This is a genomic window from Geminicoccus roseus DSM 18922 (assembly GCF_000427665.1).
Taxonomy (GTDB): Bacteria; Pseudomonadota; Alphaproteobacteria; order Geminicoccales; family Geminicoccaceae; genus Geminicoccus; species Geminicoccus roseus.
Window position 1 is genome coordinate 1,605,371 of the sequence record NZ_KE386572.1, and the last position, 26,256, is coordinate 1,631,626.

The window sequence follows — 26,256 nt, forward strand, 5'->3', positions numbered from 1 at the left end:
ACTCGCTGAGGCTGTCGTCGCTCCGGATCTCCGTCCCGCCACGCCTTCACGCCCGCATCTTGAGATCTTCCTGCCGCCAGGACTGGTAGGATGGCGGCCGGCGGCCGAAGATGGCGATCTCGGACAACACGACTCGGGAGGGAGGCGGTCATGGAACTGGTGCGGGCAGGTACGCAGGAAAGCATGCCGGGGCGCAGCGAATACTTCACCGGCACGGTCTGGCTGGACCGGATCATCCAGGCGCCGGCGCCCGCCCGGGTGCGTGCCTTGCGGGTGAGCTTCATGCCGGGCGCCCGCACCGCATGGCACACCCACCCGCTGGGCCAGACCCTGCATGTCCTGACCGGGACCGGCCTCTTCCAGACCGAAGGTCAGCCGGGCGTGGTGATCCGGCCCGGCGACACGGTGTGGATCCCGCCCGGCGAGAAGCACTGGCACGGAGCCGGGCCGGCCACGACCGTGGTGCACCTGGCCATCCAGGAAGGCGGCGACGCCGGCGAGACCAACTGGATGGAGAAGGTCACCGACGAGGACTATGCCGCGGTGAGCGCGATCGCCTGACGCAGGGCCTCCAGCAGGCTCCGCTCGTCGGCAATGCCCTTGCCGGCCACGTCGAAGGCGGTTCCGTGGTCGACGGAGGTACGGATCACCGGCAGGCCGACCGTGATGTTCACGCCGGACTCGATGCCCATGACCTTGATCGGCGCGTGGCCCTGGTCGTGGTACATCGCGACGACCATGTCGAAATCCCCCCGCCCGGTCCGGAAGAACAGCGTGTCGGCCGGCAGCGGGCCCTCCACGTCCCAGCCCTTGGCCCGGCAGGCCGCGACGGCCGGAGCGATCTTGGTCTCCTCCTCGCCACGGCCGAACAGGCCGTTCTCGCCGGCATGGGGGTTGATGCCGCACACGCCGATCTTCTTGCGCGGGATGCCGGCCTTTTCCAGCACGGTATGGCCTCGGGCGATGGTCCGCTCCACCAGGCCGGGCTCGATCCGCTCGATCGCGTCGATCAGGCCGACATGGACGGTGACATGGATGACGCGCAGGCCGGGTGCCGTCAGCATCATCGACACCTCCTCGGTCCCGGTCAGGGCGGCGAGGAGTTCGGTATGGCCCGGATAGCGGTGCCCGCCGGCATGCAGCGCCTCCTTGTTGATGGGCGCCGTGCAGATGGCATCCACTGCACCTTCGACCGCCAGGCGGGTAGCGGTCTCAATGAAGCGGAACGAGCCTTCGCCCGCGATCGCCGAGACCTTGCCGAACGGCAGGTCGGCCGGGATGAGCTGCAGGTCGACGCAGTCGACGGTGCCATGGGCATAGGTGCCCTCGGCGACCTGGTCGGCCGTCAGGGCCCGGACCGACAGATCGCTGCCGACGATCCTGCCGGCGGTGCGCAGGCGGCCGGCATCGCCGATCACCACCGGCCGGCAGCGCTCGTAGACATCGGCATGGCCGAGGCTCTTCATGATGACTTCGGCGCCGATGCCGGCGGCATCGCCCATCGTGATTGCGATCACCGGACGGTTCATGAGCGTCATTCCATGTCGGAGGAGGAGGAAGGAAGCGGGAACGAGCCGGCCAGGTCCCGCAGCGCCTGGCGGCAGTTCAACAGGGTCCGCTCGTCGCCGAAGGCCCCTGCCTTGGTGACGACGCCGAACCGGTGAGGGGCAGGAGCAATACATAGGGGCACGCCCGGCTCCAGTTCGCGCTGGAGATGCAGGCCAGCGACGCCCATGGCGTTCAGCACGGCGCGCCCCGTCTCTCCGCCGGTGACCAGCAGGCCGCCAATCTGGGCGGCGACCGGTTCGGCCAGGGCGGCGAGCCCCAGACGCAGCGGGAGCGCGTGCGCTGGGTCGTCAGGAATATCGGCCGTCAGCGTGATCACCACGTCGCTGCCCCCCAGGAGCATGCGCTCCAGTTGGGCGGTACGTTCCATCACCGGACGCCCATCGGCTGAAGCCACCACTTCCGAGACAGCCAGGTCCAGCCGCATCATTCCCGGAGCCTGCGCCAGGACATCCGCCTGCCTTCGGGACACCGACGACATGCTGCCCACGACGAACAGAAGCGGCCCTGGCCGGACCGGCGGCCGGGGCATGGTGGCGTTGATCGGGCTGCGCGTCCCGGCCACATGGCTCACCAGCCCCGCCGATCCGGCCCAGATCGTCTCGCCGGCCATGGACGTCGCCGCAGCCGTGATCGCGGCCAGGTCCGCATCGGTCTCGGCATCGAAGACCAGGACGTCGACCGTGCCGCACAGTCGCGCCATCCGGTCCGGGAGGGTTGGTCCGCGGACCTGGGCGAGGTCGATCAGGGCTGCGGTCAGACCCGCGGCAGCCATCAGGTCGGGCAGGAAGACGCCGGCACCCCGGCGCTCGTGCCGCCAAACCTCCGTCTGCTCCAGCGGGATGCCGTGCAGGTAGGGGCGCCCCTCGACAATCGTCCGGCCGGTCGCGGGAAAAGCGGAGGCGAACACGGCGGTGACGGGTTGGCCGGTGGCGTCGCGCCGGCCGGCCAGCGCGGCAGCCAGTTCGCTACCGACATGCCCACGCAGGGTCGAATCGACCTTCTTGAAGAGCAGCGGGCTGGCAGCGAAGCGGTCGACCAGCTGCCTGATCCTGGCCCCAGCGGCCGTGGCGTCAAGGGACCGGGTGTCTGCGTCCACGGCGACGACATCGGCGTCGTCGGGCGGGGCCGACCCATCCATGACGACGAACACCGAGCGTCCCTGCCGGGCGCAGGCCGCCCCGCAGTCGGCGGCACCGGTGAGGTCGTCGGCAATGATCAGCATGGGCGCACTCACTTCGAGCTTCCTGCTGGGACAAGCGTCACCTGCACTCCCTGCCGCTCCAGGCCGGACCGGTCCTCCAGGGACAGGCCGTCGTCGCAGACGATCTCGTGGACCCAGCCGATCGGGCAGATCTCGCAGAAGGCGGAAATCGTGAACTTGCTGGAGTCCGCCAGGAGGACGACCCGCGAGGCTGCGGCGGCAAATCCTCGCTTGATGCTGGCGATGTCGAGCGACGTCTCGCTCAGCCGCAGTCCTGCCAGCCCGTGCGCGCCGAGCATCGCCACGTCGACCCGCAGGCCGTGGACAAGGTCCTGCGCCGCCGCGCCCATCAGCGTGTAGGAGCCCGCGCGGATCTGTCCGCCCGGCATCAGGAGCTGCACATCCGGCCTGGCATGCAGGGCCATGGCGATGCGCAGGTCGTTGGTGACCACCGTGAGCGGGAGATCGCGCTTTGCCAGGGCAAGGGCGGCTTCCAGCACGGTGGAACTGGAATCCAGGATCACGCTCTGGCCGTCCTCGATCAGGCTGGCGGCATGGCGGCCGATCGCGATCTTGGCGGCGCGGGCAGTCCCGTGGGTGACCGAAGCCGCAGGCTCGAAGGCGGTGCGTGACCCGGTGCGGAGCGAGGCGCCGCCATGGGAGCGTTCCAGCTGCCCCGCACGGGTCAGATAGTCGAGATCGCGTCTGGCGGTCGAAACCGAAATGCCGATCTCGTCGGCGACCTGCTGGATCGAAGCGGCACCGTCACGCTGAAGGATCTCCAGGACGCGGGCGCGCCGGGCTGCCGGTATCATCGGTGGTGAAGGCAGGCCGGAGCCTGATCTGGCAGCGCGCAAGTTGAACGTTCCTGACGCGTCCTGGAAGTTTCTGACGCGCGCCCGTTGTGGGCGTCATTGGCCGCACAGACAAGGGCCATCCCGTCAGTGGCTTTTGCTCGTTCCGGCGCGACCTCGGCCCGGACATGAACCGAGGCGACCAGATCGAGTCCGGCCGCATCGGTCAGGATATTCCCCGATCAGGTAGTACCGGCACAACCGCCCGGCATCGCCGACCAGACCGTCCGGATGGGGTGCCGACAGCCAGGGAAAGGGCAGGGCATGGCGGTCCCAGGGATGGTGGTGCGCGCCGACGATACGCAGGCGGCGCGACTCACCCGGTGAATACCTGCTCCGCCACCTTGTGCTCGGCGATGAAGTCCCAGTCGTAGCTGACGCCGAGGCCCGGACCGTCCGGCACGGGCACGCCGCCCTGCGCCGGCAGGTCGTCCTCGTCGTCCGAATAGCCGCAGGTATAGACCGGCGGCACCGCGTTCTTCATGCCCGGCCCCACCAGCGCCATCTCGTAGAAATGGGTGTTGCGCGTCGCCGCGATCACTGCGCGGTGCGCCGGCCCACAGGCATGAAACTGCAGGTCGAGGCCGAGGGCCTCGCTGACATGGACGAGCCGGATCGCGCCGGTGATGCCCAGATCGTACTCCGGATCGGCATGGATCATGTCGCCGCCGCCGGCCAGGATGAAGGCGGTCTTCAACTCGATGCCGCGCACATGCTCGCAGGTCAGGAGGGGGGTCTTGATCTTCTCGCGCAGGCGCTTGTGTCCCTCGGGGGAAATCCCCGAATCGCGATAGGGGTCCTCGAACCAGAAGAAGTCCGCCTCGTCACAGGCCCGGCCGACCTTCAGCGCGTCCATCCAGGTCCGCAGCTGGCAGGCCGGATCGAGCATCAGCGGGAAGCCGTCGCCGACCGCGGCCCGCACCGCATGGACAGTGCGGATCTCACGGGCGACATCGCCATTGTGCCAGCCATGGATCTTGAAGCCGGCAAAGCCCTTGGCCTTGCAGGCGGCGGCGTACTCGGCGAAGGCCTCCGGCGTGTCGAGGCCGCCCGGCTCCTCCTGGCCATGATAGGTGCTGGCATAGGTCGGCAGGTGGGTGCGCCACCCGCCCAGGAGGCGCGCGACCGAGAGGTTGCTGCGCTTGCCGGCCAGGTCCCAGAGCGCGATGTCGAGCGGGCCATGGCCCATATGGTCATAGGCGCGGACCTCGCGCTTCATGTCGTCCCAGATCTGCTCGCGCGTGTCCGGGTCGCGGCCGATCAGGTGCGGGGCCAGCATCGTGGCCTGGGCGAAGGAGGACGCGGTGCCGACCCAGTGGGTGACGTAGGCGCCTTCCGAACCATCGTCGCAGAACAGGCGTACCGCCCAGCGGATGGCCGGCATCTTGCCGCCCTTCAACGCAATCAGGTTGCCGACGCCGGCGGCGCCGTGCCGGGGCAGGCTCAGGCCGTCCACCTCGAAGCGAAAGGAGGTGAGTTCGACCCGGTTGATCTTCGCCATCTTGATTCCTCAGGCTGCCGGGACCGGCGCGTCGGCCCGGATCAGCTTCTCCTGTTTCAGTTCCGCCCACAGATCGGCCGGGATCGGACGGCGCATGTGCTCCATGTTCTGGGCGACATGTTCTGGTCTGAAGCCTCCCGGAATGACCGACGTCACGCACGGATGGCCCAGTGGAAACTGCAGCGCCACCGCTGGCAAGGGGACACCATGCCGTTCGCACACGTTCTGGATGCGGCGGACCTTGTCCATCACCTCCGGGGTCGCGTCGGCATAGTTGTACTTCGCTCCGGGTACCGGGCCGGTGGCGGTGATGCCGGACGAGAAGGCGCCGCCGACCACGATGCCGACCTCGCGGCGCTGGCAGTACGGGAATTCATGATCGAGGACGTCGTGCTCCATCAGGGAGTAGCGGAGCGCGCACAGGAAGAAGTCCATGTCGAACAGGTCCAGGAAGCGCGGCATGAACCCGAGCTCGTTGATGCCTGCCCCGATCGCCCTGATGATGCCGGCGCTGCGCAGTTCCTCCAGCGCCCGGAAACCGCCGGTCGAGAGCTGGGCCAGGAAGGCCGCGACCTTGGGTTCGGTGGCGTGGTGCCCGTAGTCCAGGTCATGGATGAGCAGGAGGTCGATGCGGTTCATGCCGAGGCGCTGCAGGCTGTCCTCGAAGGCGCGCATCACGCCATCATAGGAATAGTCGAACACGTGGTCGAAATGCAGGCCACCGCTCCAGAAGCCTGTGTCGAAGTTTTCCGGCCGGCGGGGCGCCTTGAGGATGCGGCCGATCTTGGTGGAGAGGATGAACTTGTCGCGCGGCTGCCGGTAGAGGAACCGGCCGAAACGATGCTCGGACTGGCCGCGCCCATACCAGGGGGCCGTGTCGAAATAGCGGATGCCCTGATCCCAGGCCGACTGCAGGGTGGCCTCGGCGTCGGCGTCGGTGACCTTGTTGAACAGGTCGCCCAGCCCGGCGCCGCCGAAGCCCATCTGGTTGAGCCGCACCCCCGACCTGCCCAGGGTTCGTGTCGCCAGCGGATCCATGTCTCCTCCCCTCGGCCGTCCGGTCCTTTGCCGTGCAGCCCCGATTCTGTTTTGTCCTGCCCCAGCCACCCGTGATGCCCAGCGAGGGGCGCGGTGCCGAAGAGTGTATGCACGAGATCGCTCCGGCCTCCATAGGGGCTGGTATCGCCGGCCGCCACCGCTGCGACCCTCGTTGGATGGTGGCCGCTTTCCTTGCGCGAGGTTCCGTCCGACCAGGGGGAACGGCGGCGTCCGCCTGCTGTTGGAAAGCTCGGTGCAACCGACAGGGAAGGCCCCGATCCATGGCCCAGGAAGATCACATCCGTGACGAGATCCGCAAGCAGTTGGAGCAGCATTTGGGGGATCAGGCGCCGCAGGTGCAGGTCGACGTGGTCGGCGACCAGGTGACGCTGGCCGGGACCGTCGTCAGCGCAAAGCTGCGCGCGCAGGCCGAGGCAGTCGCCATCGGCACCGAGGGCGTCGAATTCGTGGCGAACAATCTGCGGGTGGCCCAGGAGGGAACCACCGGCGCCACCGGCTGATCGCCCGCCGGCAGCTCTTTCCAGCCCACCATCCTGGCCGAAAGGCCTCGCACCTGGAAGACGATCGTGTCATCCCGGCCGCATGGCCTTTAAGCGTGCGGCGGGAGACGATCCAGGTATGTGGGCGAACGTTCGATCGCGGTGGAGACGATCGCGGCGAGTCCTGTTCTCTGCGCCGAAATGGCGGCAGCATTCGGTTTTCTGGGGCGGCGGCGCGATCATCGGGATCGTCGCGGTGGCCTTCGCCTATCTGGCCGATCTCGCCCTGGACATGCTCAAGGTCGTGACCGGCTGGTCGCCGTACGCGATGCTGCTGATCTCCCCGGCCGGATTTGTTCTGCTCGTCTATCTCACCGAACGCTTCTTCCAGGGCTCCCAGGGCAGCGGCATCCCACAGACGATCGCCGCCCGGCAGATCGTGGCTCCGGCCGGCAGGCGGGCGCTCCTTTCCCTGCGCCTGGCGGTGGGCAAGGTCGGCCTGACGGTTCTGGGGATCCTCGCCGGCGCCTCGGTCGGCCGGGAGGGTCCCACCGTTCAGGTCGGTGCGGCGATCATGCACGAGATGGGCCGCCTGGGCGGCCGTCGCTACGAAGGGCTGTTGCTGGCAGGCGGCGCAGCGGCGATCGCCGCGGCCTTCAATACGCCGGTCGCAGGGATCGTGTTCGCGATCGAGGAACTCAGCCGCTCGTTCGAGCAGCGCAACAGCTGGCTGGTCTTTTCCAGCGTGATCGTCGCGGGCTTGGTCTCGCTGGCGCTGGTCGGCAATTACACCTATTTCGGCCACTCCGATGCCGTACTGGCCGGCTGGGAGATGTGGGCAGTCGTGCCGATCTGCGGCCTGGCCGGTGGCCTGCTGGGTGGCATGTTCAGCCGGCTGGTGATCATGTTCGCGTTCGGAGATCGCCGACCGTTCCTGCGCGGCCTCCTGCGCCACAAGCTGGCGTTCGCCGCCATCTGCGGCCTGCTGGTGGCGGTGGTCGGGGTGCTCACCGGGGGCGCCACCTACGGGACCGGCTACGAGCAGGCGCGATCCCTGCTGGAAGGAGGGCAGTCTCCTGACCAGTGGTTTGGCATCGCCAAGCTCGCCACCACCCTGCTCTCGACCATCAGCGGCATTCCCGGCGGCATCTTCTCGCCGTCCCTGGCGGTGGGCGCCGGGCTTGGCCATCATGTCAGCTGGCTGTTTCCGGAAGTGCCGATGGGAGCGGTCATCCTTCTTGGGATGGCCGGCTACTTCACCGGCGTGGTGCAGGCCCCGATCACCGCGGTGGTGATCATCCTGGAAATGACCGCCAGCAACACCATGACCCTTCCGCTGATGGTCACCGTGCTGATCGCGCTTGCCGCCTCGAAACTGGTCTGCCCGCAGCCGATCTATCATGCGCTCGCCGGCCGCTATCTGAAGAACGTCGGCGAGGTACGGGAGCGCTGAAATCAAGTTTTCCGTCGCCAGCGGAAGTCGAGGCGACGGATGTCGTTCGATTCTCTTGCTGCGTGTACACGCCCGCTGCCGCAGTGACGCATGCTGATGGATTCTGATCTGTTCTTGCGTCATACTTCATAGGGTGACCTCTGGCCGATCCACTGGCGGAAAGTCGATCACCAGGCGTCCCAGGCCTTCAAGCGATCCTCGGTCTGATCTCGGCGTGCCTGCTTCCTGCGCCCTCCGACGCACGCGTCCTGGGCGAGTATGTTCCTTCCGCGCATGATCCGGCTGGGGATTGGGATGGGAGAGGCATCGCCTGACATCGGACCGGATGAGGTGGCCGTCCTCGCCAGGTTCGGCGTGCGCTTCGACCAGCGCGATGATTGTTTCGATCGCGCGACTCGCCTTCTGGCCTCGGCGCTGGATGTGCCCCATGCCGGGATCGGGATCCAGGGAACGGTCCATACCTGGACATTGTCGACTCATGGCCGGGAAGTGATGCTGCCCATCGAGCGCGGCCTCTCCTTCTGTTCCCGCGTCGTCGAGGCCGGAAAGCTGCTGATCATCGCCGATGCGCGCCAGGATCCCAGGCATGTGCGGCATCCTATCGTCACGCAGCCCGATTCCATGTTCTTCTATGCGGGCGTGCCGCTGGTCATGCCCGATGGCGAGATTGTCGGCGCGCTGGGCGTGCACGACCGGCGCAGGCGCCGCCTTTCCCTAAGACAGCGGGACATTCTGACCGACTGCGCGGCCTTCGTCGCCAGCGAGCTGCGGCTGCGCCAGGCGGTGCAGGAGCACGCCCGGGCCGAAGCGGCGGTCAAGGCCGAGCGCAGCCGGCTGTCCCGGGTTCTCGACAGCCTGCCCTTCGACTTCTGGCTGTGCGATGCACAGGGTCGCTACATCCTGCAGAACGCGTTCGGCCGGGCGATCTGGGGGGTGAACCTCGGGTCCACGCCGACGGAAACAGGAACAAGCCCGGAGATCACCGCGATCTGGGCCGAGACCAACCGGCGGGCCCTCGCCGGGGAGATGATGCGCGGCGAGTTCGCCTACCAGCTGGGAGATCGTCTCCTTCAGGTCGAAGAGATCCTGGCGCCGGTCCGGGATGAGCACGGCAATATCGACGGCCTGGTGGGCGTCAGCATCGACAACAGCGAACGCAAGGCAGCAGAGAAGGCCCGCCGGGAAAGCGAGGCGCGGCTGACCGCCGCCATCGAAAGCCTGCCCTTCGACTTCTGGATCAGCGACGCAGCCGGCGACTACGTCATGATCAACGCGACCACCCGGGCCCGCTGGGGCGATCTGGAAGGAACCAACGTCGCCACGGCCGATCTTCCCCCGGAGACCCGGGCGCGCTGGATCGACAACACCAGGCGGGTTCTTGGCGGAGAGCACCTTCGCCAGGAAGAGAGCTTCGGCACGGGCGACGAGGCACGGCATGTGGTCGCGATCATGGCTCCGGTCCAGGTCGAGGATCAGGTCATCGGGCTGGTCGGCGTCAACGTGGACATTACCGAGCGCAAGCTCGCCGAGCAGCGGCTGCACCACCTGGCGCACCACGACACCCTCACCGGCCTGCCCAACCGGCGTGCGCTGCAGGAGCGGCTGGCCCAGGCGGTCGAGCATGGGACGCGCCACGGCCAGGTGATGGCCCTCCTGCTCATGGACCTGGACGCCTTCAAGGACGTCAACGACACCCTGGGCCATGACGCCGGCGATGCGCTGCTGGTGGAAGTGGCGCGTCGCCTGCAGGTCGGCCGGCGCCGGTCGGACACGGTGGCGCGGCTGGGAGGCGACGAGTTCGCGCTGATCCTCGACACGGTGCGGCGACCCACCGATGCCGCCATCATCGCCTCCAGGATCCTGTCCGACCTCGCGGAGCCCTTCCACTTCGAAGGCCACGAGATCCAGCCTCGCGCCAGCATCGGCATCACCGTGTTTCCCGCCGACGCCGCCTCGGCCGGCAACCTCCTCAAGCATGCGGACATCGCGCTCTACCGGGCCAAGGAAGCTGGCCGGGGCCGCTGGCGGTTCTTCGACGACGAGATGCGGGTGCAGGTCGAGGCCAGGCGCAACCTGGAGCGGGAGCTCCGATTGGCCGTCGATCGCTCGGAACTGGCCTTGTTCTACCAGCCCATCGTCCGGCCCGGCGGCCGGACGTCCGTTTCGTTCGATTCGGTCGTCCGGTGGAAGCACCCCAGCCGCGGCCTGGTCGAACCCGACCTGTTCCTGCCGGTCGCGGAAGACATCGGCCTGATGAGCACCATCCGCTCCCGGAGCCTGAGCACCGTCCTGTACGACGCGCAGCGCTGGCTGGCTGCGGGCGTGGCGCTCGACCGGATCGCGGTGAGCTTCACCTCCGTCCCTGTTCATGGCGGAGAACTCTATCGCCTGGTCGACCGCGCCCTCACCGAAACTGGCGTTGCCCCATGTCACCTGGAGATCGGCATCGCCGAGCCGGTGCTGCGCGGCCGTCATGGCGCTACGGTTCTGGAATCCCTGCATGCCCTGCATGCCCGCGGGATCAGCCTGACGCTGGAGGATTTCGGCGCCGGCCACGCCTCGTTCCTGCACCTCAAGCGGCTGCCGATCGACCGGATCAAGATCGGGCGGACCCTGATCCAGACTGTTCTGAACGACCCGTGCGACGCCGCGATCGTTTGTGCCATCATCGATCTGGCTCATCGTCTGGGGGTGGAGACGGTGGCCGATGGGGTGGAACTGCCGGAGCAGGTGGCCTTCCTGATGCGGCACGGCTGCGATCATGTGCAGGGGCCCCTGCTGGGAGCGCCCATGCCGGCTGACGCCGCCATGATGCAGGCAGGCAGGCGGCCCTGGCTGCAGAAGCTGTGGCCGCTTGATGCGGCGCATTCCAGCTGAGACCAGGCGGCGCCGGCGGTCGTTCACCGAACTTTAACCATGTTGGATGCAGGATCGGTCGCGAAGGAGGCCCATCGCGACATGCTGATCCAGCCATTCCCTTTGTTCGCAGCCGGTCGGAGCCCGGAACCAGGCCGGGCTGCCGGGGGGGCTTTCCGGTTGCCCGATCATGGGGCACCGCTTCGGACGAGCCTGGCTTCCACCGCGGCCCTGGCGTCGCTGCCGACCCTGCTGGCGGTCCAGGAGATGCCGGTCGGGGCCGGCGATCCGCGTCGCCGGGCGATCCGGCGCGGCGAGGAGCTGCTGGAGGGGCTGGGCCGCCTGCAAGGCGCGACACTGTCGGGAGAGGACGATGCGCATTGCCTGGCAGAGCTGCGCGTCCTGATGGACGAGCAGGTGGAGCGGCCGGAGAATGTCGATCTGGCCGACATCCTGGCGGAGATCGAGGTTCGCGTGGCTGTGGAGATCGCCAAGCGCGAGGCGCCTGGATGAGGCCCGTCCGCTGAAGATCAGCCCGCTTCGGCATCCGGTCCGGCCGTCCCAGGAGGAGCAACCGGAATGACGTCGACCTCGACCTCGACGAGATGGGCACCCCCGCCGAAGATGATGCCGTTGATCGGGCTGACGTCGCCGAAGTCGCGGCCGAACGCCAAGGTGACATGTTCCACGTCGGGGATCAGGTCGTTGGTCGGGTCGAGATCGACCCAGCCATAGGGCGGCGCCCAGACCTGCACCCAGGCATGCGACGCGTCCGAGCCTACCAGCCGCTCCTTGCCTGGCGGCGCGTAGGTGCGCAGGTAGCCGCTGACATAGCGGGCGGGGATCCGGTGGCTGCGCAGGGCCGCCAGCATCAGGTGGGCGAAGTCCTGGCAGACTCCGCGGCGCAGCGCGAAACATTCCTCGACCGACGTCCCGACCGAGGTCGCCGACGGATCATAGGCGAATTGGGCATGAATCCGGTGGTTCAGGTCCAGGGCCGCCGCCAGGACCGGGCGATCGGGATCCAGCACCTCGCCAGCCCAGACATGCAGTTCGTCCGGACAGCGTATCGACGGTGAATCAAACAGGAACTGCCGTATGTCGAGGAGGTCGGCGGCTTCCGGCTGGCCCGAGGTGCTGCCGAGCCGGCCGATCCGCACGCTGCGCTCCGGGACGATCTTGCCGCGCGAGCGAAGCTCCACCCGGCTGTGCGCGGTGACCACGAAGGCGGCATGCTCCCGCTCCAGGGTCACGATGCTGGTCGTATTGCCGAAGAAATCCACGGCATCGCGGACCAGGGTCGGGACCGGGTCGATGGTCAGCCGGAACTGGTGAACCTCCTGCCGCTCGGTCACGCGCGGCGCGAGGTGAAGCAGGTGGTGCGCGATCGAGACCGGCTGCCCGTAGGCATAGCTGGTCCGATGGACGACCTCGAGGATCACGACACTTGGTTCCGGCTGCGGGCCGTCAGGGTCAGCACGTGCTCCGTATGGGCAAAATAGGTCCGGCCGATCAGGTCGGAGAGGTCCGGCAGGCTGTGCTCCAGGCTCTCCAGCAGGAGATCGAGCGCCGGCAGAGGCTCGTCGCCGGTGGCGAGCAGGGCGATCTCCGCGATCCGCACGTCGGTGGCCATCTTCAGCGCCAGCCTGCGGTCGGGACCCCGGTGCGCCGTCTCGTCGGCCTTGGGCAACCGCTCGACATGGGCGGCGACCCGTTCGAGCTGCCAGGCAATCGAGCGGGGATTGGTCTCGTCCAGGAGCAGCAGGTCCAGGACCGGCAGGAGGAGCGGCCGGGTCAAATAGCGCGACCGGTAGGTCATCGAGCTGTCGCCCAGCTCCAGGAGGAGTGGCAGGACGCCGGTGGTGCCGATGTCGTGGTTGCCCACCACCAGCCCGCGCAGGAGGTCCACCAGGTTGATGGCCCGCTCGATCCGCCGGCCCATCTCGATGAACCGCCAGGCATAGTTGCGCGTCATGTTCTCCGCTTCGGTACCCGCGAAGGCGGTGAGCTGGCGCAGCCCGACATCGAGCAGTTCGGTGGTCTGCCACTCGATCACCCGGCCGGGGCGGGTCCGCCAGGCCCGGTCCTGGTGCAGGGCCGACAGGAGCCGCCAGGCGTCATGGCTGATCTGGTCGCGCACCAGGGTCGCGGTGCGGTGCACTTCGGCCAGGGTCTCGCGCAGCCCGTGGCGGTGCCCGGGATCGAAGATCGAGGCCGCAAGCCCCGCATCCACCTGATCCTCGTCCATGACCGGCGAGGGGTGGAAGCGCGCGACGGCGCCGCGGTTCTCCAGGACCTTGAGGAGCCGGCCCAGGACCGCGGGGTCGCTGCCCGGCCGGGTGTCGTCGATCCGGCGCACCAGCACGGCGCGCAGGGACCGGATCAGGGATTCGGAGCGCTCCGCGTAGCGGCCGAGCCAGAACAGGTTGTCGGCGGTCCGGCTGAGCAGGTCGCGGCCGGTGCGGCGCAGATGGGTCGCGTTCAGGCTGGGCTGCAGGATGCTGCCCTGGGCCACGTCCGCCTTGTCGGTGAGCACCCAGAGATCGCCCGCGCCGAACCCGTTGGGGAGCCCCACCGTCTCGGAGCCGCCGGCAAAGCGCAGCAGCGCGCCCGGCAGCACCCGCCAGGTCCCGTCCGCGCCCAGGCTCGCATACACCCGCATCGCAAAATGGCGGGGCTGCAGGCGGGGCTGGCCCGGGTCGTCGCCGGCCAGCGCTTCGGCGAAGGCGGGAATGGTGGCGAGCGGGACCGGCGCCAGGGCCATGTAGCGGTGGCCATGCCGCTCCAGGCGCGTGCGCAGCTCGTCGAGCTGCCGGTCGCTGAGCTTGGCGGGATCGATGCTCGCCGCCGCATCGCCCGGGTCGTTGCGCGCAGTGGCGACCTCGACCCGCCACCGATCCGGCTCGGCGAACAGCCGGTCGCGCGCCGCCGGATCGCCCAGCCACATCGCCGGGGCGTCCTGGATCAGCAGGTCGGCCCCGGTCAGCCGGCGGGTCAGCTCGTTCATGAACGGCGCCAGGACCCTGTTCTGGACCAGCCCGCTGCCCAGCCGGTTGACGACCTGCACCCCGCCGCTGCGCACCGCCCGGACCAGGCCGGCGATGCCCAGGCCATGGGAGCCCGGCACTTCGAGCGGGTCGCAGGCGAAGCCGTCGATCTGGCGCAGGAGCAGGTCGACCCGCTGCAGCCCGTCCAGCGTCTTCAGGAACAGGCGCTCGTCGCGCACCGTCAGGTCCGCCGTCTGGGCCAGGGTGTAGCCGAGATAGCGAGCAAGATAGGCGTGGCCGAAATAGGCGGGATGATCCGGCTCGTGGGCGAGCATGACGATCCGGCCGTCCTCCTTGCCGGTCGCGGCCACCAGGTCGTCGCGCAGGTGCTGGAAGTATCCCACCAGGCGCTGGGTCTCGCAGCGTCTGAACAGGTCGGCGAAGCCGTGCGTCATGGCCACGCGGTTGGCCAACGCATAGCCCAGGCCCGATGGAGCCTCGGCCTGGTCGGCCAGGACGACCCAGCGCCCCGTCGCGTCGCGGGCGAGGTCCACCGCATAGCTGCTCAGGGGCGGCCCCGGCAGCTCCGGCCCTCCGGCCATGGCGTGGACGAAGCGCCCGCCGCCCAGGATCAGGTCGGGCGGAACATGGCCTTGCCGGATCAGGCCGCGTTCACCGTAGAGATCAGCCAGCACCTGCGACATCACCCCGGCGCGCTGGCAGACCGCCGCCTCGATGAAGCGCCACTCGCTCTCGGCCAGCAGCATCGGCAGGGTGTGCAGACGCCAGGCGAAGGCCCGGTCGTCGGGATCGGCATAGACGTTGAAGGCGGCGCCTTCGTCGCGGACCAGCTGGACGGCGCTCGCCCTGGAAGCCTCCCGTTCCTCGCTGTCCATCCCACCCATAATCCCGGCGAAGCGCTGCCAGGCGGGACGGACCTTCCCCTGCGGGTCCATGAACTCGTCGAACACGCCGGGCTTGGGCAGGTAGCACGCGAACAGGTCGTCGTGGCCCGAGGCCATGGCCGGCGGGGCCAGCCTGCCGGCGATCATCGGGCGGTCCCGCTGTTCTTCTGCCTGCACGGCGAAACCACCATTCCTTGCTTCGATCTGCGCCGGGCGCCGCCCGATCGGGGGGCAGCTGCCCGCTTCGTCATGAAGGATCGCGATCTGCACCCGGCCCGAGTGCCTTCTGCATGATCACCACGTCAAGCCAGCGATCGAACTTCCACCCCGACGCCTTCAGCACGCCGGCATGCTCGAAGCCTAAGGACGCATGAACCCCGATCGACCCGGCATTGGCCGAATCTCCGATCAGCGCCAGGGCCTGGCGGATTCCGGCCGCCTCGCAGCGGGTCAGCAGCTCCTGGAGCAGCGCACGGCCGAGGCCACGTCCATGCTGGTCCGGCGCCACATAGATCGAGGTTTCCGCCGCAAACCGGTAGGCCAGGCGCGGCCGGAACCAGTTGGCGTAGGCATAGCCCAGGATCCGGCCCTGCGCATCGACCGCGACCAGCCAGGGGAGCCCCCGGCCTACCACCTCGGCATGCCGACGGACGATCTCCGCCAGGTCCGGCGCGTCCAGCTCGAAGCTGCCGGTACCGGTGGCCACCCAATGGGCATAGATCGCCTGGCAGGCATCCAGGTCGGCGGAGGTGGCGTCGCTGATCGTGTACATCGTCGGTCTCAGAGGCGGCGCAGGTCGAGGGTCAGCGGGAACTCCGGATGGGGGCCCGGGACCTGCGGGGTGAAGCTGCCCTGGCTGTGACCGATCCGCTCGAACCGGGCAAGCCGGCGGGCCTCCGCTTCATAGGAATTGACCGGGAACGTCTCATAGTTGCGCCCGGCCGGGTGGGCGACGTGATAGGTGCAGCCGCCGAGCGAGCGGCCGGTCCACTGGTCGAACAGATCGAAGGTGAGGGGCGCGTGCACCCCGATCGTCGGATGCAGGCAGGCCGCCGGCTGCCATGCCCTGAAGCGCACGCCGGCCACCAGCTCCCCATGGGTGCCGGTGAAGGTCATGGGCAGGGCCATGCGATTGCAGGTCACCAGGTGCCGGCCAGGCGTCGCCCCCTGGATCATGACCTGCAGGCGTTCCAGCGAGCTGTCGACATAGCGCACCGTCCCGCCGATCGCCCCTTCCTCGCCCATGACGTGCCAGGGCTCCAGGGCCTGGCGCAGCTCGAACCGGACATCCTCGAACTGGGCGTCGCCGCAGGTCGGGAAGCGGAACTCCAGGTGGGGGGCGAACCACTCGTCCTTCAGGTCGAAGCCATGGGCGCGCAGATCGGCCAGGACGTGGGCGAAGTCCTTCTGCAGGAAAGCCGGCAGCATGAAGCGGTCATGCAGCGAGGTGCCCCAGCGCACCAGGCTGCCCTGCCAGGGCGTCTCCCAGAAGCGACAGATCAGGGCGCGCAGCAGGAGCTGCTGGGCAAGGCTCATGCGCGGATGGGGCGGCATCTCGAAGGCGCGGAACTCGACCAGGCCCAGCCGCCCGGTCGGCCCGTCCGGCGAGTAGAGCTTGTCGATGCAGATCTCGGCGCGGTGGGTGTTGCCGGAGACGTCGATCAGGAGGTTGCGGAAGATCCGGTCCACCAGCCAGGGCGGGATCTCGCCATGGCCCGGGCGCGGCACCTGGGCCAGCGCGATCTCCATCTCGTAGAGGCTGTCGTTGCGGGCCTCGTCGATCCGGGGCGCCTGGCTGGTCGGCCCGATGAACAGGCCGCTGAACAGGAACGACAGCGACGGGTGGTTCTGCCAGCAGCCGATCAGGCTGGCCAGCAGGTCCGGGCGGCGTAGGAACGGGCTGTCGGCCGGGGCAGCCCCGCCGACCACGATGTGGTTGCCGCCGCCGGTTCCGGTGTGGCGGCCGTCGATCATGAACTTGTCGGTGCCGAGCCGGCTCTGGCGCGCGTCCTCGTAGACACCCTCGGTGATCGCGACCGCTTCCTGCCAGGACGAGGCCGGATGGACGTTCACCTCGATCACGCCGGGGTCGGGCGTGACCTTGATCACGCCGATCCGCGGGTCATAGGCGGGCGTGTAGCCCTCCATGACGATCGGCTGGCCGAGTTCCTGCGCGGTGTGCTCCAGGGCAGCGACCAGCTCGACATACTCCACCGCCGAGGGGGTCGGCGGCATGAACACGTGCAGGGCGCCGTCGCGTGGCTCGATCGCGAGGGCGGTGCGGACCGGATGGCCGGGTGAAGGCCGTTCCTTCCGCTCCGGGGTCGGACGCCGCTGCAGGCGTTCTTGCATCCGTGCGTCGACGCTGGGCAAGGCGGCGTGGGCGGCGAACGGATCGGCCGGGATGTAGTAGGGGTAGTCGACGGCGGGGATCCAGGGCAGCGCCTGGAGCGGCAGGCGCAGGCCCAGCGGCGAATCGCCGGGGATCAGGAACATCTTGTCCCGCCGCAACGACCAGCGCTCGCTCTCCCAGCGCCCGAAATTGCGGCTGTTCCAGGGCTGCAGCGGCAGGACATAGCCGACCGGCGTGTTCAGGCCGCGATCGAACACCCGGGCGACCCTGGCCCGTTCCTCCGGATCAGCCAGCCGGTTGTTCTCGACTGAGACATTCTCCGGAAGCGACGCCTCCTTGAGAAGGTAGACGGCCGGATCCTCGTAGGCGGGAAGGACATAGTCGCTCTCCAGGCCCAGATGGTCGCACAGGCGGTGGATGAAGCGCTCCGCATCCTTTGCCCCGGCGGAACCACGGGTGCCGGCATCGGCGATCAGGTCTGGGTCGTGCCAGAGTTCCTCGCCGTCCTTGCGCCAGTAGAGGCCCAGGGCCCAGCGGGGCAGTTGCTCGCCGGGATACCACTTGCCCTGGCCGAAATGGAGCAGCCCGCCGGGGGCGAACCGGTCGCGCAGGCGGCGGATCAGGTTCTCCGCCAGGACCCGCTTGGTCGGGCCCACCGCGGCCGTGTTCCATTCCGCCGCCTCCATGTCGTCGATCGACACGAAGGTCGGCTCGCCGCCGGTGGTCAGGCGCACGTCGCCCGCGACGAGCCGGTCGTCGACCCGGCGGCCCTCGTCCAGGATCGCCTGCCACTGCTCGTCGCTGTAGGGCTTGGTGACGCGCGGCGTTTCGCGGATCCGGGTCACCTTCATCTCGAAGCCGAAATCGACCTCGGCCGGTTCCACCCCGCCGCTGATGGGCGCCGCGCTCTGCGGCTCGGCGGTGGCGGCCAGCGGGATGTGGCCCTCGCCCGTCAGCAGGCCCGAGGTCGGGTCGAGCCCGATCCAGCCTGCTCCCGGCACGAACACCTCGCACCAGGCATGCAGGTCGGTGAAGTCCACCTCCGTGCCGGAAGGGCCGTCGAGCGCCTTCACGTCGGGGGCAAGCTGGATCAGGTAGCCGGAGACGAACCGGGCGGCCAGGCCCAGATGGCGCATGATCTGGACCAGCAGCCAGGAGCTGTCGCGGCACGACCCGGTGCGGCGTTCGAGGGATTCCTCCGGGGTCTGGATGCCCGGCTCCAGGCGGATCACATAGCCGATCGCCTGCTGGAGGCGCCGGTTCAGGTCGACGATGAAGTTGATGGTGTTGGTCGTGTCCCGGGAAATGTCCGCCAGGAAGGCGGCGAGCAGCGGACCGGGCTGCTCGACCTCCAGATAGGGCAGAAGCTCCTTCTTCAGCTCCGGGACATAGGCAAAGGGCCAGTCCTGGGCACCGTCCTCGACGAAGAACTCGAACGGATTGAACACCGCCATTTCGGCGACGAGGTCGACCTCGACGATGAAATGATCGGTCTTGCGCGGGAATACGAACCGGGCCTGCCAGTTGCCGAACGGGTCCTGCTGCCAGTTGATGAAATGTTCCTTGGGCTGGACCTTCAGCGAGTAGCCCAGGATCCGCCCTCGGGTGTGAGGCGCCGGCCGGAGCCGGACGAGCTGCGGGCCGAGCTCGACCAGGCGGTCGTACCGATAGCTGGTGCGGTGGTGCAGGGCGACATGGATCGCCATGGCAGTGCCTCTTCCCAAGAACCCGAACTGCATCGGCAGCAAGCCGCGTGCCGCCCTAGCATGTCGATGACCGGGTAGCGCGGGAAGAGCAGGCTTGCGCAGAAGGCAGGCAGTTTGGGGCGGTTTTGCCGTGAAGATGCGCAGGCCGCGCCCTGAGGGTCATGTGCCGGTCTGTCATCATCGCCGGGTAAAGAGGCTCCACCTGGAACGATGCGAAGCGTTGAGGATTGAAGAACCAGTACGAGCGGCGCTTCCGCGAGGTCGGGGCCCCGGACCAAAAAGCGAGGCAGGCAGAGGCGGGACCGCGGTTTCCACCTGGCGTGTCCGTATTTTCCGGTGACCTGGGCGATCGTGGGGGAGTGACGTCGGCGGCTTCTTGCGAACAAGATCACGAACCACGCAGCACGTCGGGATAGAATCCGCCATGAGCATCATCTGGACCATCATCATCGGCTTCCTCGCGGGCGTCGTCGCCAAGTTCATCATGCCGGGGGACAACGAGCCGAGCGGCTTTATCCTCACCACCATCCTTGGCATCGTCGGCGCCTTCGTGGCGACCTTTCTCGGCCAGGCGATCGGCTGGTATAACGCCGGCGAGGGCGCCGGCTTCATCGGCGCCGTGGTCGGCGCGATCATCGTGCTGTTCGTCTACGGCATGATCGCCCGCAAGCGCGCCTGATGCCGGCACCGGGTGGTGGCCTCCCGGCTGCCACCCGGCGCGGCGCCCTGCTTGTTACACGACCATCTTCCCGCTCACGGCCCGGGGCTGCTGATCAGGCGAGGGTGGCGATTTCGGCGCTCACCAGGCTGGGCAAAGCTCGGCCGGAACCGTCTCTTCCGGGCCGGGCGGATGCTGAGGAGCTGGTTTCTTTTCTCACCGCAGGCGGTGGATGTCGTCCCCCTTGATCATCGCCTTGATCGGGCAGGATCCCTCGGCGCCGCGCCAGGCGAGGTAGGCTCCGGCGCCCAAGGCGATCAGGTTCAGGAGCGGGTTGGGGCGCGGCTTGGCCCCGGCGGCGGCCATGACCAGCCCGCCCAGGACATACATGCCCCTCTCGCTTGTGGACAGGTGACCGGCCGAGCCGGAGGAAAGCGACGTCGTGCTGTCGCGGCTGTAGCTGGGCGTGAACGTCATGGAGGCCTCCTTGGGCTGCTTCGGGAGCAACCGCAGATCGAAGCATGCGGTTCCTCGCTACCCTAATCCGGCCGCAACCGATCCGGCAGGCGCTTGAGCGGAAAGGCTGGCCCCGCGGTGGTTCTGTTTCTAGGGTCCCGGCGCAGTCAGGACGAAAGGCGACAGGTGATGATGCGGGCAGTGGTGTGCGAGACGCCGGGGGTGCTGCGGCTCGTGGAGAAGCCGGTGCCGACACCCGGCGAGGGCGAGGTTCTGGTACGGATCCGGCGCATGGGCGTATGCGGGACCGACCTGCACATCTTCGGCGGCAAGCATCCCTTCCTGGAATATCCCAGGATCATGGGCCACGAGCTGTCGGGTGAAATCGCGGCTGTCGGCGGCGGCACCTCGATCGCCGTGGGCACGCCTGTCTACATCATGCCCTACCTGACCTGCGGGACCTGCGTCGCCTGCCGCAAGGACAAGAGCAACTGCTGCACCTCGATGCAGGTCCTGGGCGTCCACTGCGATGGCGGGATGACCGACTACATCGTGCTGCCGGAGCGGGTGGTCTTTGCGGCCGACGGGATCCCGCTGGACCAGGCAGCACTGATCGAGTTCCTGGCGATCGGCGCGCATGCGGCTCGGCGCAGCGAGTTCTCCGGTGGTGAGCGTACCCTGGTGGTGGGGGCGGGGCCGATCGGCCTGGGCTGCGCGATCTTTGCCCGGGCGCGGGGCGCGGAGGTGACGCTGGTGGACGGGTGGGAGGACCGGCTTGCCTTCGCCGCCGATCAGCTCGGCTTCAGGGAAGCGGAGCGTGCGGGGCCGGACCTGGTCGAGCGGGCGCGCCGGCGGACCGACGGCGACCTGTACGACCGGGTGATCGACGCCACCGGCAATCCCAAGGCAATGGAGGGAAGCTTCGGCCTGGTGGCTCATGGCGGCTCTTTGATCTTTGCCGGAGTGGTGCGCACCGATCTGACCTTCTCCGACCCCGAGTTCCACAAGCGCGAGCTGACCCTCCATGCCAGCCGCAACGCGACCGGAACGGACTTTGCCGAAGTGCTAACCGCGATCCGCTCCGGAGCGGTGCAGGTCGAGAAGCTGATCACCCACCGGGCCCCGCTGGAGGAAGCGGTGGCACGGTTTGCAGAATGGACCACGCCCGAGGCGGGCGTAGTCAAGGCGATGATCGAGTTCGCGTGAGGGCGTGATGCATCCTGCTATCCTGCAGTTCGGCACCGGGCGGCTGCTCCAGGCCCATGTCGACCTGATGCTCGACGAGGCGCTGGCCGCCGGCAATGCCGCCGGGCCGGCGGTCGCGGTCACCACCAGTGGCACGCCCGAAGCGGCCAAGCGCGCCAAGGCCCTGGCCTATGGCGCGGGCTTCCCCGTCCATATCCGCGGCCTCGTCGACGGCGAGCCGGTCGACCGGCAGGTGCAGGTGACCAGCATCACCGAGGCGCTCGATGCGGTGACCCATTGGGAGGATGTCCGCGCCCGGGCGGTCGATCCGCACATCCGGGCCTGGATCAGCAACACGGCCGACCGCGGCTACGAGCTGCATCCGGAGGACGACGGGTCGACCCCGGTGCCGCGCTCGTTCCCGGGCAAGCTCGTGAAGCTCCTGCAGGCCCGCTTCGAGGAGGGCGGCCATCCCTTGTCGGTGTTCCCGCTCGAGCTGATCACCGACAACGGCAAGGTGCTGCGCAAGATCGTCACCGACCTGGCGACCGCCTGGGGCGCGTCGGGCGACTTCCTGGCCTGGCTGGAGCGGGACGTGATGTTCGCCGACAGTCTGGTCGACCGGATCGTCAGCGAGCCGATCGAGCCGGTCGGTGCGGTGGCGGAGCCCTATGCGCTCTGGGCCATCCGCGCGATGCCCGGCCTGTTCGTGCCGCTCGAGCACCCGGACGTGGTGGTGACCGACGACCTGGAGCGCTATGCGCGCCTGAAGCTGTTCATCCTGAACCTCGGCCACACCTGGCTCGCGGAGCGTTGGCTGAACGAGAAGCGCCCGTCGGAGGAGATCGTCCTGGAGGCGCTGCAGGACGTCGACATGGTCGCCAGCCTGGACCGGCTTTATGACGAGGAGGTCCTGCCGGTGTTCGTCGCCATGGGACTGGGACCGCAGGCGGAGGAGTATCGCCGGACGACCATGGGGCGGTTCGCCAATCCGTTCCTGCGCCACCGGCTGGCGGACATCGCCTCCAACCATGCCGCCAAGAAGGAACGCCGGTTCGGCGGACTGGTCGCCTTGTCCCGCGAATATCTGCCGGACCATCCGACCCCATTACTGGACGCTGCCATCGCAGCCGGCTGAGCCATCAGTCCCGTGGGCGGCATTCGGTGAGCACCCGGCCGAGCTCGACGAAGTCGCGCTTGCGCGGGGAGCTCCGCCGCCAGGCCAGGCCGACCGCCCGCGAGGGCTCGGGATCGGTGAAGCGGAGCAGCTCGATCCGGCCATCGGTCACCTCCGCCTTGGCCGCGATCTCCGGCAGGATGGTGATGCCGTAGCCATTGGCGACCATCTGGATGATGGTCGCCAGGCTCGAGGCGCCAAATCCCGCCAGGGGTCCCATGCGCATCGAGTTGCCGCAATAGGCCAGAGCCTGATCGCGCAGGCAGTGGCCTTCCTCCAGGAGCAGGAGCTTCTCGTCGGCCAGGGCGTTCGGATCTACCCGCCCGGTGGGGCTGTGGCCGGCGGTACCGCGGGCGATCAGGAACCGGTCGTCGAACAGCCGGATTGATTCCAGCTCGCGATCGGCAACCGGCAGCGCCAGGAGCAGCACGTCGAGGGTGCCGCGCTTCAGCTCGGTCAGGAGGATCTGGGTCTGCGTCTCCCGCAGCTGCAGCTCCAGCTCGGGATAGGATGCCTGGATGGCCGGCAGGGCCAGCGGCAGGAGGTAGGGCGCGATTGACGGGATCACGCCCAGGCGCAAGGCGCCGCTCAGCAGCTTGCGGCGGTGGCGGGCAAAGTCCTCCAGGTCGCGGACCTCGGCCAGGATGCGCCGGGCCCGCCGCACCACATCACGCCCAGTCTCGGTAAGCTCGACCCCGCCGCGCCGCCGCTCGACCAGCTGGGTGCCGAGCGCTGCTTCCATTTCCTGGATCTGCATCGACAAGGCAGGCTGGGTGACGTGGCAGGCGGCGGCCGCTTGGCCGTAGTGACGTGCCTCGGCAAGGGCGACGAGGTAGCGGAGCTGGCGAAGCGTGATCATCGGCGATCAGTTTATCTGATCGCGCGTCTAAGACAATACGATTGGAACTTATCGAAACAACAGGGGCAGAGTGGGCATCCAAGTTTCGTGCAGCAATGAGCGGGCGATGAGCGAGCCAACCACCCTAACCACCACGGCCGGCACCCCGGTGCCGGACAACCAGAATTCCCTCTCCGCCGGGCCGCGCGGGCCGCTGCTCCTCCAGGACTACCAGCTGATCGAAAAGCTGGCGCATCAGAACCGGGAGCGGATTCCCGAGCGGGTGGTGCATGCCAAGGGCAGCGCCGCCTACGGCACGCTGACGGTCACCCAGGACATCAGTCGCTACACCAAGGCGAAGTTCCTGAGCGAGATCGGCAAGGTGACCGAGGTCTTCCTGCGCTTTTCGACGGTGGCCGGCGAGCGCGGTGCTGCGGATGCCGAGCGGGACGTGCGAGGCTTCTCGCTCAAGGCCTATACCGAGGAGGGCAACTGGGACCTGGTGGGCAACAACACCCCGGTGTTCTTCGTGCGCGACCCGGTCAAGTTCCCCGATTTCATCCGTACCCAGAAGCGCCATCCCACCACCAATCTGCGCTCGACCACCGCGATGTGGGACTTCTGGTCGCTCTCCCCGGAGAGCCTGCATCAGGTGACCATCCTGTTCAGCGACCGGGGGCTGCCGCAGAACTACCGGCAGATGCACGGCTACGGCTCGCACACCTATGCCTTCATCAATGACGCCGGCGAGCGGCACTGGGTGAAGTTCCACTTCAAGTCGCTGCAGGGGGTTCATACCTGGACCAACCGCGAGGCCGAGCAGGTCGTCGCCAGGGATCGGGAGAGCGCCCAGCGCGACCTGTTCAACGCCATCGAGCGCGGCGACTTCCCCCGCTGGCGGTTCTGCGTGCAGATCATGTCGGAGGCCGAGGCCGAGCAAACGTCCTTCAACCCGTTCGACCTGACCAAGGTGTGGCCGCACGGCGAGTTCCCGCTGATCGAGGTCGGCATCCTCGAACTGAACCGGAACCCCCGGCACTACTTCGCGGAAGTCGAGCAATCCTCCTTCTCGCCGTCCAACATCGTTCCGGGCATCGGCTTCTCGCCGGACAGGATGCTGCAGGGTCGGATCTTCGCCTATGCGGACGCACATCGCTACCGGGTGGGCACCCATTACGAGTCCCTGCCGGTCAACCAGCCCCGCTGCCCCGTCCGCCACTACCATGCCGACGGACAGATGCTCTCCAGCATCCCCGAGCGGGGCGACGCCTATTACGAGCCCAACTCGTTTGGGGGCGCTAAAGAAGACGACCGATTCGGGGAACCCGCCCTGCCATTGGCCGGTTCGGCAGCCAGGTACGATCATCGGGTTGGCAACGACGACTTCTCGCAGCCCGGTACCTTGTTCCGGCTGATGTCCGACGAGCAGCGCGAGCGTCTCATGGACAACATCGCCGAAGCAATGGATGGCGTTCCGACGTCGATCGTGCGTCGGCAGGTGGCCCATTTCTACGCGGCCGATCCGGACTACGGGATCGGTGTCGCGACCCGGATGGGCCTTTCGGCGACGGATCTGCCCCTGGCATCCGCTGCCGAATAACCAGCTGGTCGTAGGTGGCATGTCCGCCTGCTTGGATGCCGCAAGCACGCCGGGCAAGTGGACAGGCCGCAGTTTTCCCTCCCTGATCGAACTGACGACGGGTCGCCCTCCACCCCCTCTTTGGCGACCCGTTTTTTTTCAGCAGCCGATGGATGGGAGGACTTTCAGCCGGGGCGGCCGGTCGCCGCGGCTTGGCCGATCGATCCCGCGGGTGGCGGCCCGAGCCGGTTGGCTTCAGCCTCGTCCGGCAGGCAGGCCCAGATCAGCAGGATGACCTGTCCCAGCAGCGACATCAGGCTCAACAGCAGCCACCAGCCCGTACGGCCGGTTGATCTTCCCGGAACCTGCTGCGCAGCGACGCCTTTCTTCCCTGAGCAGCCCGTGCCTCACCTGCCCGGAAAGGACCCGGTCCATGGACCTGATCCGAGGCTATCTCGTCGTTCTCCTTCTTCTCTTCCCCTCTTTCGCAGCCGGAGCCGCCGCGATGGATCCGATGGACTCCTATCAGTGGAAGAACCGTGTGCTGCTGATGTTCGCGTCGCCTGACGACCCGGAACTCACGAACCAGAGGGACACACTTTCGCGCCATGAGGCCGAACTGGCCGATCGTGACATGGTGGTGTTCGCGGTGGTGGGCGACGACCAGATCGTTCCGCTGTACGGCGATGCGCCGCCGGCAGCGCAGGCGGCAAGGCTCCGGGAACAGTTCGAGGTTTCTTCCGGGGATGGCTTCACCGCCCTCCTGGTGGGCAAGGACGGCGGCGTCAAATGGCGGAAGAACCGCCCGGCCATCCCCCAGGAGCTGTTCGGCCTGATCGACGCGATGCCAATGCGGCGCAACGAGCGCTGAAATCCGCTCAGGCGAGAGGACGGATGGCCAGCACCTCCAGCTCCTCGTCGCGGAACCGCGCGGTCTCGCCCTCGGCAAGGCCGATCAGGGCGCTGGCGAGCGGCGCTGTCCAGGCGATCCGGCCCTGCTCCGGGGCGCTCTCGTCCTCTCCCACCAGGCTCAAAGTCTGAAGACGGCCATCCGGCCAGCGCAACTCGACCTCGGTCCCGAACACGACCTGCTCCGGGCGGGCCAGCGGCTCGACGCGTTCCGCGCTGGCGAGGCGAGCCTTCCAGTAGCGCAGCTCGCGGGCGATCCGGGCGTGGGCGCTGCGGTCGTCAGACGGCGTTCCGGCCTCCTCGGCACGCCAGTGGGCCAGGGCAGCCTCGATCTGGCGATAGCCCTCCGGCGTGACCAGGTTACGGTTCGGGCTGATCGTCCGATCCGGCAGATCGTCGATCGCCGCGTCGCCGTCCGGCTCCTTCACGAACGCCCGGCTCATTTCTTGCGTGCTCCCTGCCCGTTGTCTCGAACGATCAAGGCTAGCGCGCCGGCCACCCCGCCGACAATCCGGCCGGTGACGCAGCTAT

23 protein-coding genes are annotated in these 26,256 nt (G+C 68.2%); 10 read left to right on the plus strand and 13 right to left on the minus strand.

The window, feature by feature from the left end:
- The first annotated feature begins 150 nt into the window (after positions 1 to 150).
- On the plus strand, positions 151 to 561 hold the full coding sequence (locus tag GEMRO_RS0108715; RefSeq protein ID WP_027133678.1) for a (R)-mandelonitrile lyase: 411 nt from the start codon (positions 151 to 153) through the stop codon (positions 559 to 561).
- Here GEMRO_RS0108715 and pdxA read toward each other — a convergent pair.
- The 5 genes from pdxA to GEMRO_RS0108740 form a co-directional block, all read right to left on the minus strand.
- On the minus strand, positions 534 to 1,529 hold the full coding sequence (gene pdxA, locus GEMRO_RS0108720; RefSeq protein ID WP_027133679.1) for a 4-hydroxythreonine-4-phosphate dehydrogenase PdxA: 996 nt from the start codon (positions 1,527 to 1,529) through the stop codon (positions 534 to 536). The genes GEMRO_RS0108715 and pdxA overlap by 28 nt on opposite strands.
- 5 nt (positions 1,530 to 1,534) lie before the next feature.
- The gene (locus GEMRO_RS28545) at positions 1,535 to 2,803 is read right to left on the minus strand and encodes a four-carbon acid sugar kinase family protein (protein WP_157505514.1); all 1,269 of its coding nucleotides are present in this window, start codon (positions 2,801 to 2,803) and stop codon (positions 1,535 to 1,537) included.
- Positions 2,800 to 3,627, minus strand: a complete 828-nt coding sequence (locus GEMRO_RS0108730; protein WP_157505515.1) for a DeoR/GlpR family DNA-binding transcription regulator — start codon at positions 3,625 to 3,627, stop codon at positions 2,800 to 2,802. Before GEMRO_RS0108730 ends, GEMRO_RS28545 begins: the two co-directional genes overlap by 4 nt.
- Positions 3,628 to 3,940: 313 nt before the next feature.
- On the minus strand, positions 3,941 to 5,125 hold the full coding sequence (locus tag GEMRO_RS0108735; RefSeq protein ID WP_027133681.1) for an enolase C-terminal domain-like protein: 1,185 nt from the start codon (positions 5,123 to 5,125) through the stop codon (positions 3,941 to 3,943).
- Positions 5,126 to 5,134: 9 nt separating this feature from the next.
- Positions 5,135 to 6,163: an aldo/keto reductase gene (locus GEMRO_RS0108740; RefSeq protein WP_027133682.1), complete on the minus strand. Its 1,029-nt coding sequence runs from the start codon at positions 6,161 to 6,163 to the stop codon at positions 5,135 to 5,137.
- Positions 6,164 to 6,444: 281 nt separating this feature from the next.
- Here GEMRO_RS0108740 and GEMRO_RS34645 point away from each other — a divergent pair, with 281 nt between their 5' ends.
- The 4 genes from GEMRO_RS34645 (at position 6,445) to GEMRO_RS28560 (ending at position 11,485) form a co-directional block, all read left to right on the plus strand.
- Positions 6,445 to 6,684 (plus strand): BON domain-containing protein, encoded by a 240-nt coding sequence (locus GEMRO_RS34645; RefSeq protein WP_027133683.1) that lies wholly within the window; start codon positions 6,445 to 6,447, stop codon positions 6,682 to 6,684.
- A 235-nt stretch (positions 6,685 to 6,919) separates the two neighbouring features.
- Positions 6,920 to 8,116 (plus strand): chloride channel protein, encoded by a 1,197-nt coding sequence (locus tag GEMRO_RS28550; protein ID WP_240476636.1) that lies wholly within the window; start codon positions 6,920 to 6,922, stop codon positions 8,114 to 8,116.
- 330 nt (positions 8,117 to 8,446) lie between these two features.
- Positions 8,447 to 10,993 carry a sensor domain-containing phosphodiesterase gene (locus tag GEMRO_RS32540; RefSeq protein WP_169728344.1) on the plus strand — a complete coding sequence of 849 codons (2,547 nt, stop codon included), beginning with the start codon at positions 8,447 to 8,449 and terminating at the stop codon, positions 10,991 to 10,993.
- 81 nt (positions 10,994 to 11,074) lie between these two features.
- A complete protein-coding gene (locus tag GEMRO_RS28560; protein ID WP_169728345.1) occupies positions 11,075 to 11,485 on the plus strand; it encodes a flagellar assembly protein FliX in 411 nt (136 codons plus the stop codon).
- Positions 11,486 to 11,502: 17 nt separating this feature from the next.
- Here GEMRO_RS28560 and GEMRO_RS28565 read toward each other — a convergent pair whose 3' ends face one another.
- From GEMRO_RS28565 to GEMRO_RS0108780, 4 genes are all read right to left on the minus strand, one after another.
- Positions 11,503 to 12,414 carry a transglutaminase family protein gene (locus tag GEMRO_RS28565; protein ID WP_051328868.1) on the minus strand — a complete coding sequence of 304 codons (912 nt, stop codon included), beginning with the start codon at positions 12,412 to 12,414 and terminating at the stop codon, positions 11,503 to 11,505.
- Positions 12,411 to 15,011: a circularly permuted type 2 ATP-grasp protein gene (locus tag GEMRO_RS0108770; protein ID WP_157505517.1), complete on the minus strand. Its 2,601-nt coding sequence runs from the start codon at positions 15,009 to 15,011 to the stop codon at positions 12,411 to 12,413. Before GEMRO_RS0108770 ends, GEMRO_RS28565 begins: the two co-directional genes overlap by 4 nt.
- Positions 15,012 to 15,111: 100 nt before the next feature.
- Positions 15,112 to 15,636, minus strand: a complete 525-nt coding sequence (locus GEMRO_RS0108775; protein WP_027133685.1) for a GNAT family N-acetyltransferase — start codon at positions 15,634 to 15,636, stop codon at positions 15,112 to 15,114.
- Positions 15,637 to 15,644: 8 nt separating this feature from the next.
- Positions 15,645 to 18,923 carry a transglutaminase family protein gene (locus GEMRO_RS0108780; protein ID WP_027133686.1) on the minus strand — a complete coding sequence of 1,093 codons (3,279 nt, stop codon included), beginning with the start codon at positions 18,921 to 18,923 and terminating at the stop codon, positions 15,645 to 15,647.
- Positions 18,924 to 19,347: 424 nt separating this feature from the next.
- Here GEMRO_RS0108780 and GEMRO_RS0108785 point away from each other — a divergent pair, with 424 nt between their 5' ends.
- Entirely contained in the window at positions 19,348 to 19,602 is a 255-nt protein-coding gene (locus tag GEMRO_RS0108785) for a GlsB/YeaQ/YmgE family stress response membrane protein (protein WP_027133687.1), read from the plus strand.
- A 195-nt stretch (positions 19,603 to 19,797) separates the two neighbouring features.
- Here the strand turns inward: GEMRO_RS0108785 and GEMRO_RS28570 are convergent, their stop codons facing one another.
- Complete coding sequence (locus GEMRO_RS28570; RefSeq protein WP_035486842.1) at positions 19,798 to 20,058, minus strand: hypothetical protein; 261 nt, start codon at positions 20,056 to 20,058, stop codon at positions 19,798 to 19,800.
- A gap of 168 nt (positions 20,059 to 20,226) precedes the next feature.
- On the opposite strand from GEMRO_RS28570, the gene GEMRO_RS0108795 reads away from it, so the two are divergent.
- Both GEMRO_RS0108795 and GEMRO_RS0108800 read left to right on the plus strand, forming a co-directional pair.
- Positions 20,227 to 21,243 carry a zinc-binding alcohol dehydrogenase family protein gene (locus GEMRO_RS0108795; RefSeq protein WP_240476798.1) on the plus strand — a complete coding sequence of 339 codons (1,017 nt, stop codon included), beginning with the start codon at positions 20,227 to 20,229 and terminating at the stop codon, positions 21,241 to 21,243.
- A gap of 7 nt (positions 21,244 to 21,250) precedes the next feature.
- Positions 21,251 to 22,360, plus strand: coding sequence for a mannitol dehydrogenase family protein (locus tag GEMRO_RS0108800; RefSeq protein WP_027133689.1), 1,110 nt, complete (start codon positions 21,251 to 21,253; stop codon positions 22,358 to 22,360).
- A gap of 4 nt (positions 22,361 to 22,364) precedes the next feature.
- Here GEMRO_RS0108800 and GEMRO_RS0108805 read toward each other — a convergent pair whose 3' ends face one another.
- Positions 22,365 to 23,258: a LysR substrate-binding domain-containing protein gene (locus GEMRO_RS0108805; RefSeq protein WP_027133690.1), complete on the minus strand. Its 894-nt coding sequence runs from the start codon at positions 23,256 to 23,258 to the stop codon at positions 22,365 to 22,367.
- A 106-nt stretch (positions 23,259 to 23,364) separates the two neighbouring features.
- Between GEMRO_RS0108805 and GEMRO_RS0108810 the strand changes: the two genes are divergently transcribed.
- Complete coding sequence (locus tag GEMRO_RS0108810) at positions 23,365 to 24,837, plus strand: catalase (protein ID WP_027133691.1); 1,473 nt, start codon at positions 23,365 to 23,367, stop codon at positions 24,835 to 24,837.
- A 164-nt stretch (positions 24,838 to 25,001) separates the two neighbouring features.
- Here GEMRO_RS0108810 and GEMRO_RS34170 read toward each other — a convergent pair whose 3' ends face one another.
- Complete coding sequence (locus tag GEMRO_RS34170) at positions 25,002 to 25,139, minus strand: DUF805 domain-containing protein (protein WP_157505518.1); 138 nt, start codon at positions 25,137 to 25,139, stop codon at positions 25,002 to 25,004.
- A 110-nt stretch (positions 25,140 to 25,249) separates the two neighbouring features.
- Between GEMRO_RS34170 and GEMRO_RS0108820 the strand changes: the two genes are divergently transcribed.
- Entirely contained in the window at positions 25,250 to 25,687 is a 438-nt protein-coding gene (locus tag GEMRO_RS0108820; protein WP_027133692.1) for a DUF4174 domain-containing protein, read from the plus strand.
- Between the two features lie 7 nt (positions 25,688 to 25,694).
- Here GEMRO_RS0108820 and GEMRO_RS0108825 read toward each other — a convergent pair whose 3' ends face one another.
- Positions 25,695 to 26,168, minus strand: a complete 474-nt coding sequence (locus GEMRO_RS0108825; protein ID WP_027133693.1) for a GreA/GreB family elongation factor — start codon at positions 26,166 to 26,168, stop codon at positions 25,695 to 25,697.
- Positions 26,169 to 26,256: the final 88 nt, after the last annotated feature.

Excerpts from the sequence above, each read along its gene's own strand:
- GEMRO_RS0108715 (WP_027133678.1), top strand. The coding sequence starts at position 151 with ATGGAACTGGTGCGGGCAGGTACGCAGGAAAGCATGCCGGGGCGCAGC.
- pdxA (WP_027133679.1), bottom strand. The coding sequence starts at position 1,529 with ATGAACCGTCCGGTGATCGCAATCACGATGGGCGATGCCGCCGGCATC.
- GEMRO_RS0108735 (WP_027133681.1), bottom strand. The coding sequence starts at position 5,125 with ATGGCGAAGATCAACCGGGTCGAACTCACCTCCTTTCGCTTCGAGGTG.
- GEMRO_RS0108740 (WP_027133682.1), bottom strand. The coding sequence starts at position 6,163 with ATGGATCCGCTGGCGACACGAACCCTGGGCAGGTCGGGGGTGCGGCTC.
- GEMRO_RS34645 (WP_027133683.1), top strand. The coding sequence starts at position 6,445 with ATGGCCCAGGAAGATCACATCCGTGACGAGATCCGCAAGCAGTTGGAG.
- GEMRO_RS28560 (WP_169728345.1), top strand. The coding sequence starts at position 11,075 with ATGCTGATCCAGCCATTCCCTTTGTTCGCAGCCGGTCGGAGCCCGGAA.
- GEMRO_RS0108770 (WP_157505517.1), bottom strand. The coding sequence starts at position 15,011 with ATGATCGCCGGCAGGCTGGCCCCGCCGGCCATGGCCTCGGGCCACGAC.
- GEMRO_RS0108775 (WP_027133685.1), bottom strand. The coding sequence starts at position 15,636 with ATGTACACGATCAGCGACGCCACCTCCGCCGACCTGGATGCCTGCCAG.
- GEMRO_RS0108780 (WP_027133686.1), bottom strand. The coding sequence starts at position 18,923 with ATGGCGATCCATGTCGCCCTGCACCACCGCACCAGCTATCGGTACGAC.
- GEMRO_RS0108785 (WP_027133687.1), top strand. The coding sequence starts at position 19,348 with ATGAGCATCATCTGGACCATCATCATCGGCTTCCTCGCGGGCGTCGTC.
- GEMRO_RS28570 (WP_035486842.1), bottom strand. The coding sequence starts at position 20,058 with ATGACGTTCACGCCCAGCTACAGCCGCGACAGCACGACGTCGCTTTCC.
- GEMRO_RS0108795 (WP_240476798.1), top strand. The coding sequence starts at position 20,227 with ATGATGCGGGCAGTGGTGTGCGAGACGCCGGGGGTGCTGCGGCTCGTG.
- GEMRO_RS0108800 (WP_027133689.1), top strand. The coding sequence starts at position 21,251 with ATGCATCCTGCTATCCTGCAGTTCGGCACCGGGCGGCTGCTCCAGGCC.
- GEMRO_RS0108805 (WP_027133690.1), bottom strand. The coding sequence starts at position 23,258 with ATGATCACGCTTCGCCAGCTCCGCTACCTCGTCGCCCTTGCCGAGGCA.
- GEMRO_RS0108810 (WP_027133691.1), top strand. The coding sequence starts at position 23,365 with ATGAGCGAGCCAACCACCCTAACCACCACGGCCGGCACCCCGGTGCCG.
- GEMRO_RS0108820 (WP_027133692.1), top strand. The coding sequence starts at position 25,250 with ATGGACCTGATCCGAGGCTATCTCGTCGTTCTCCTTCTTCTCTTCCCC.
- GEMRO_RS0108825 (WP_027133693.1), bottom strand. The coding sequence starts at position 26,168 with ATGAGCCGGGCGTTCGTGAAGGAGCCGGACGGCGACGCGGCGATCGAC.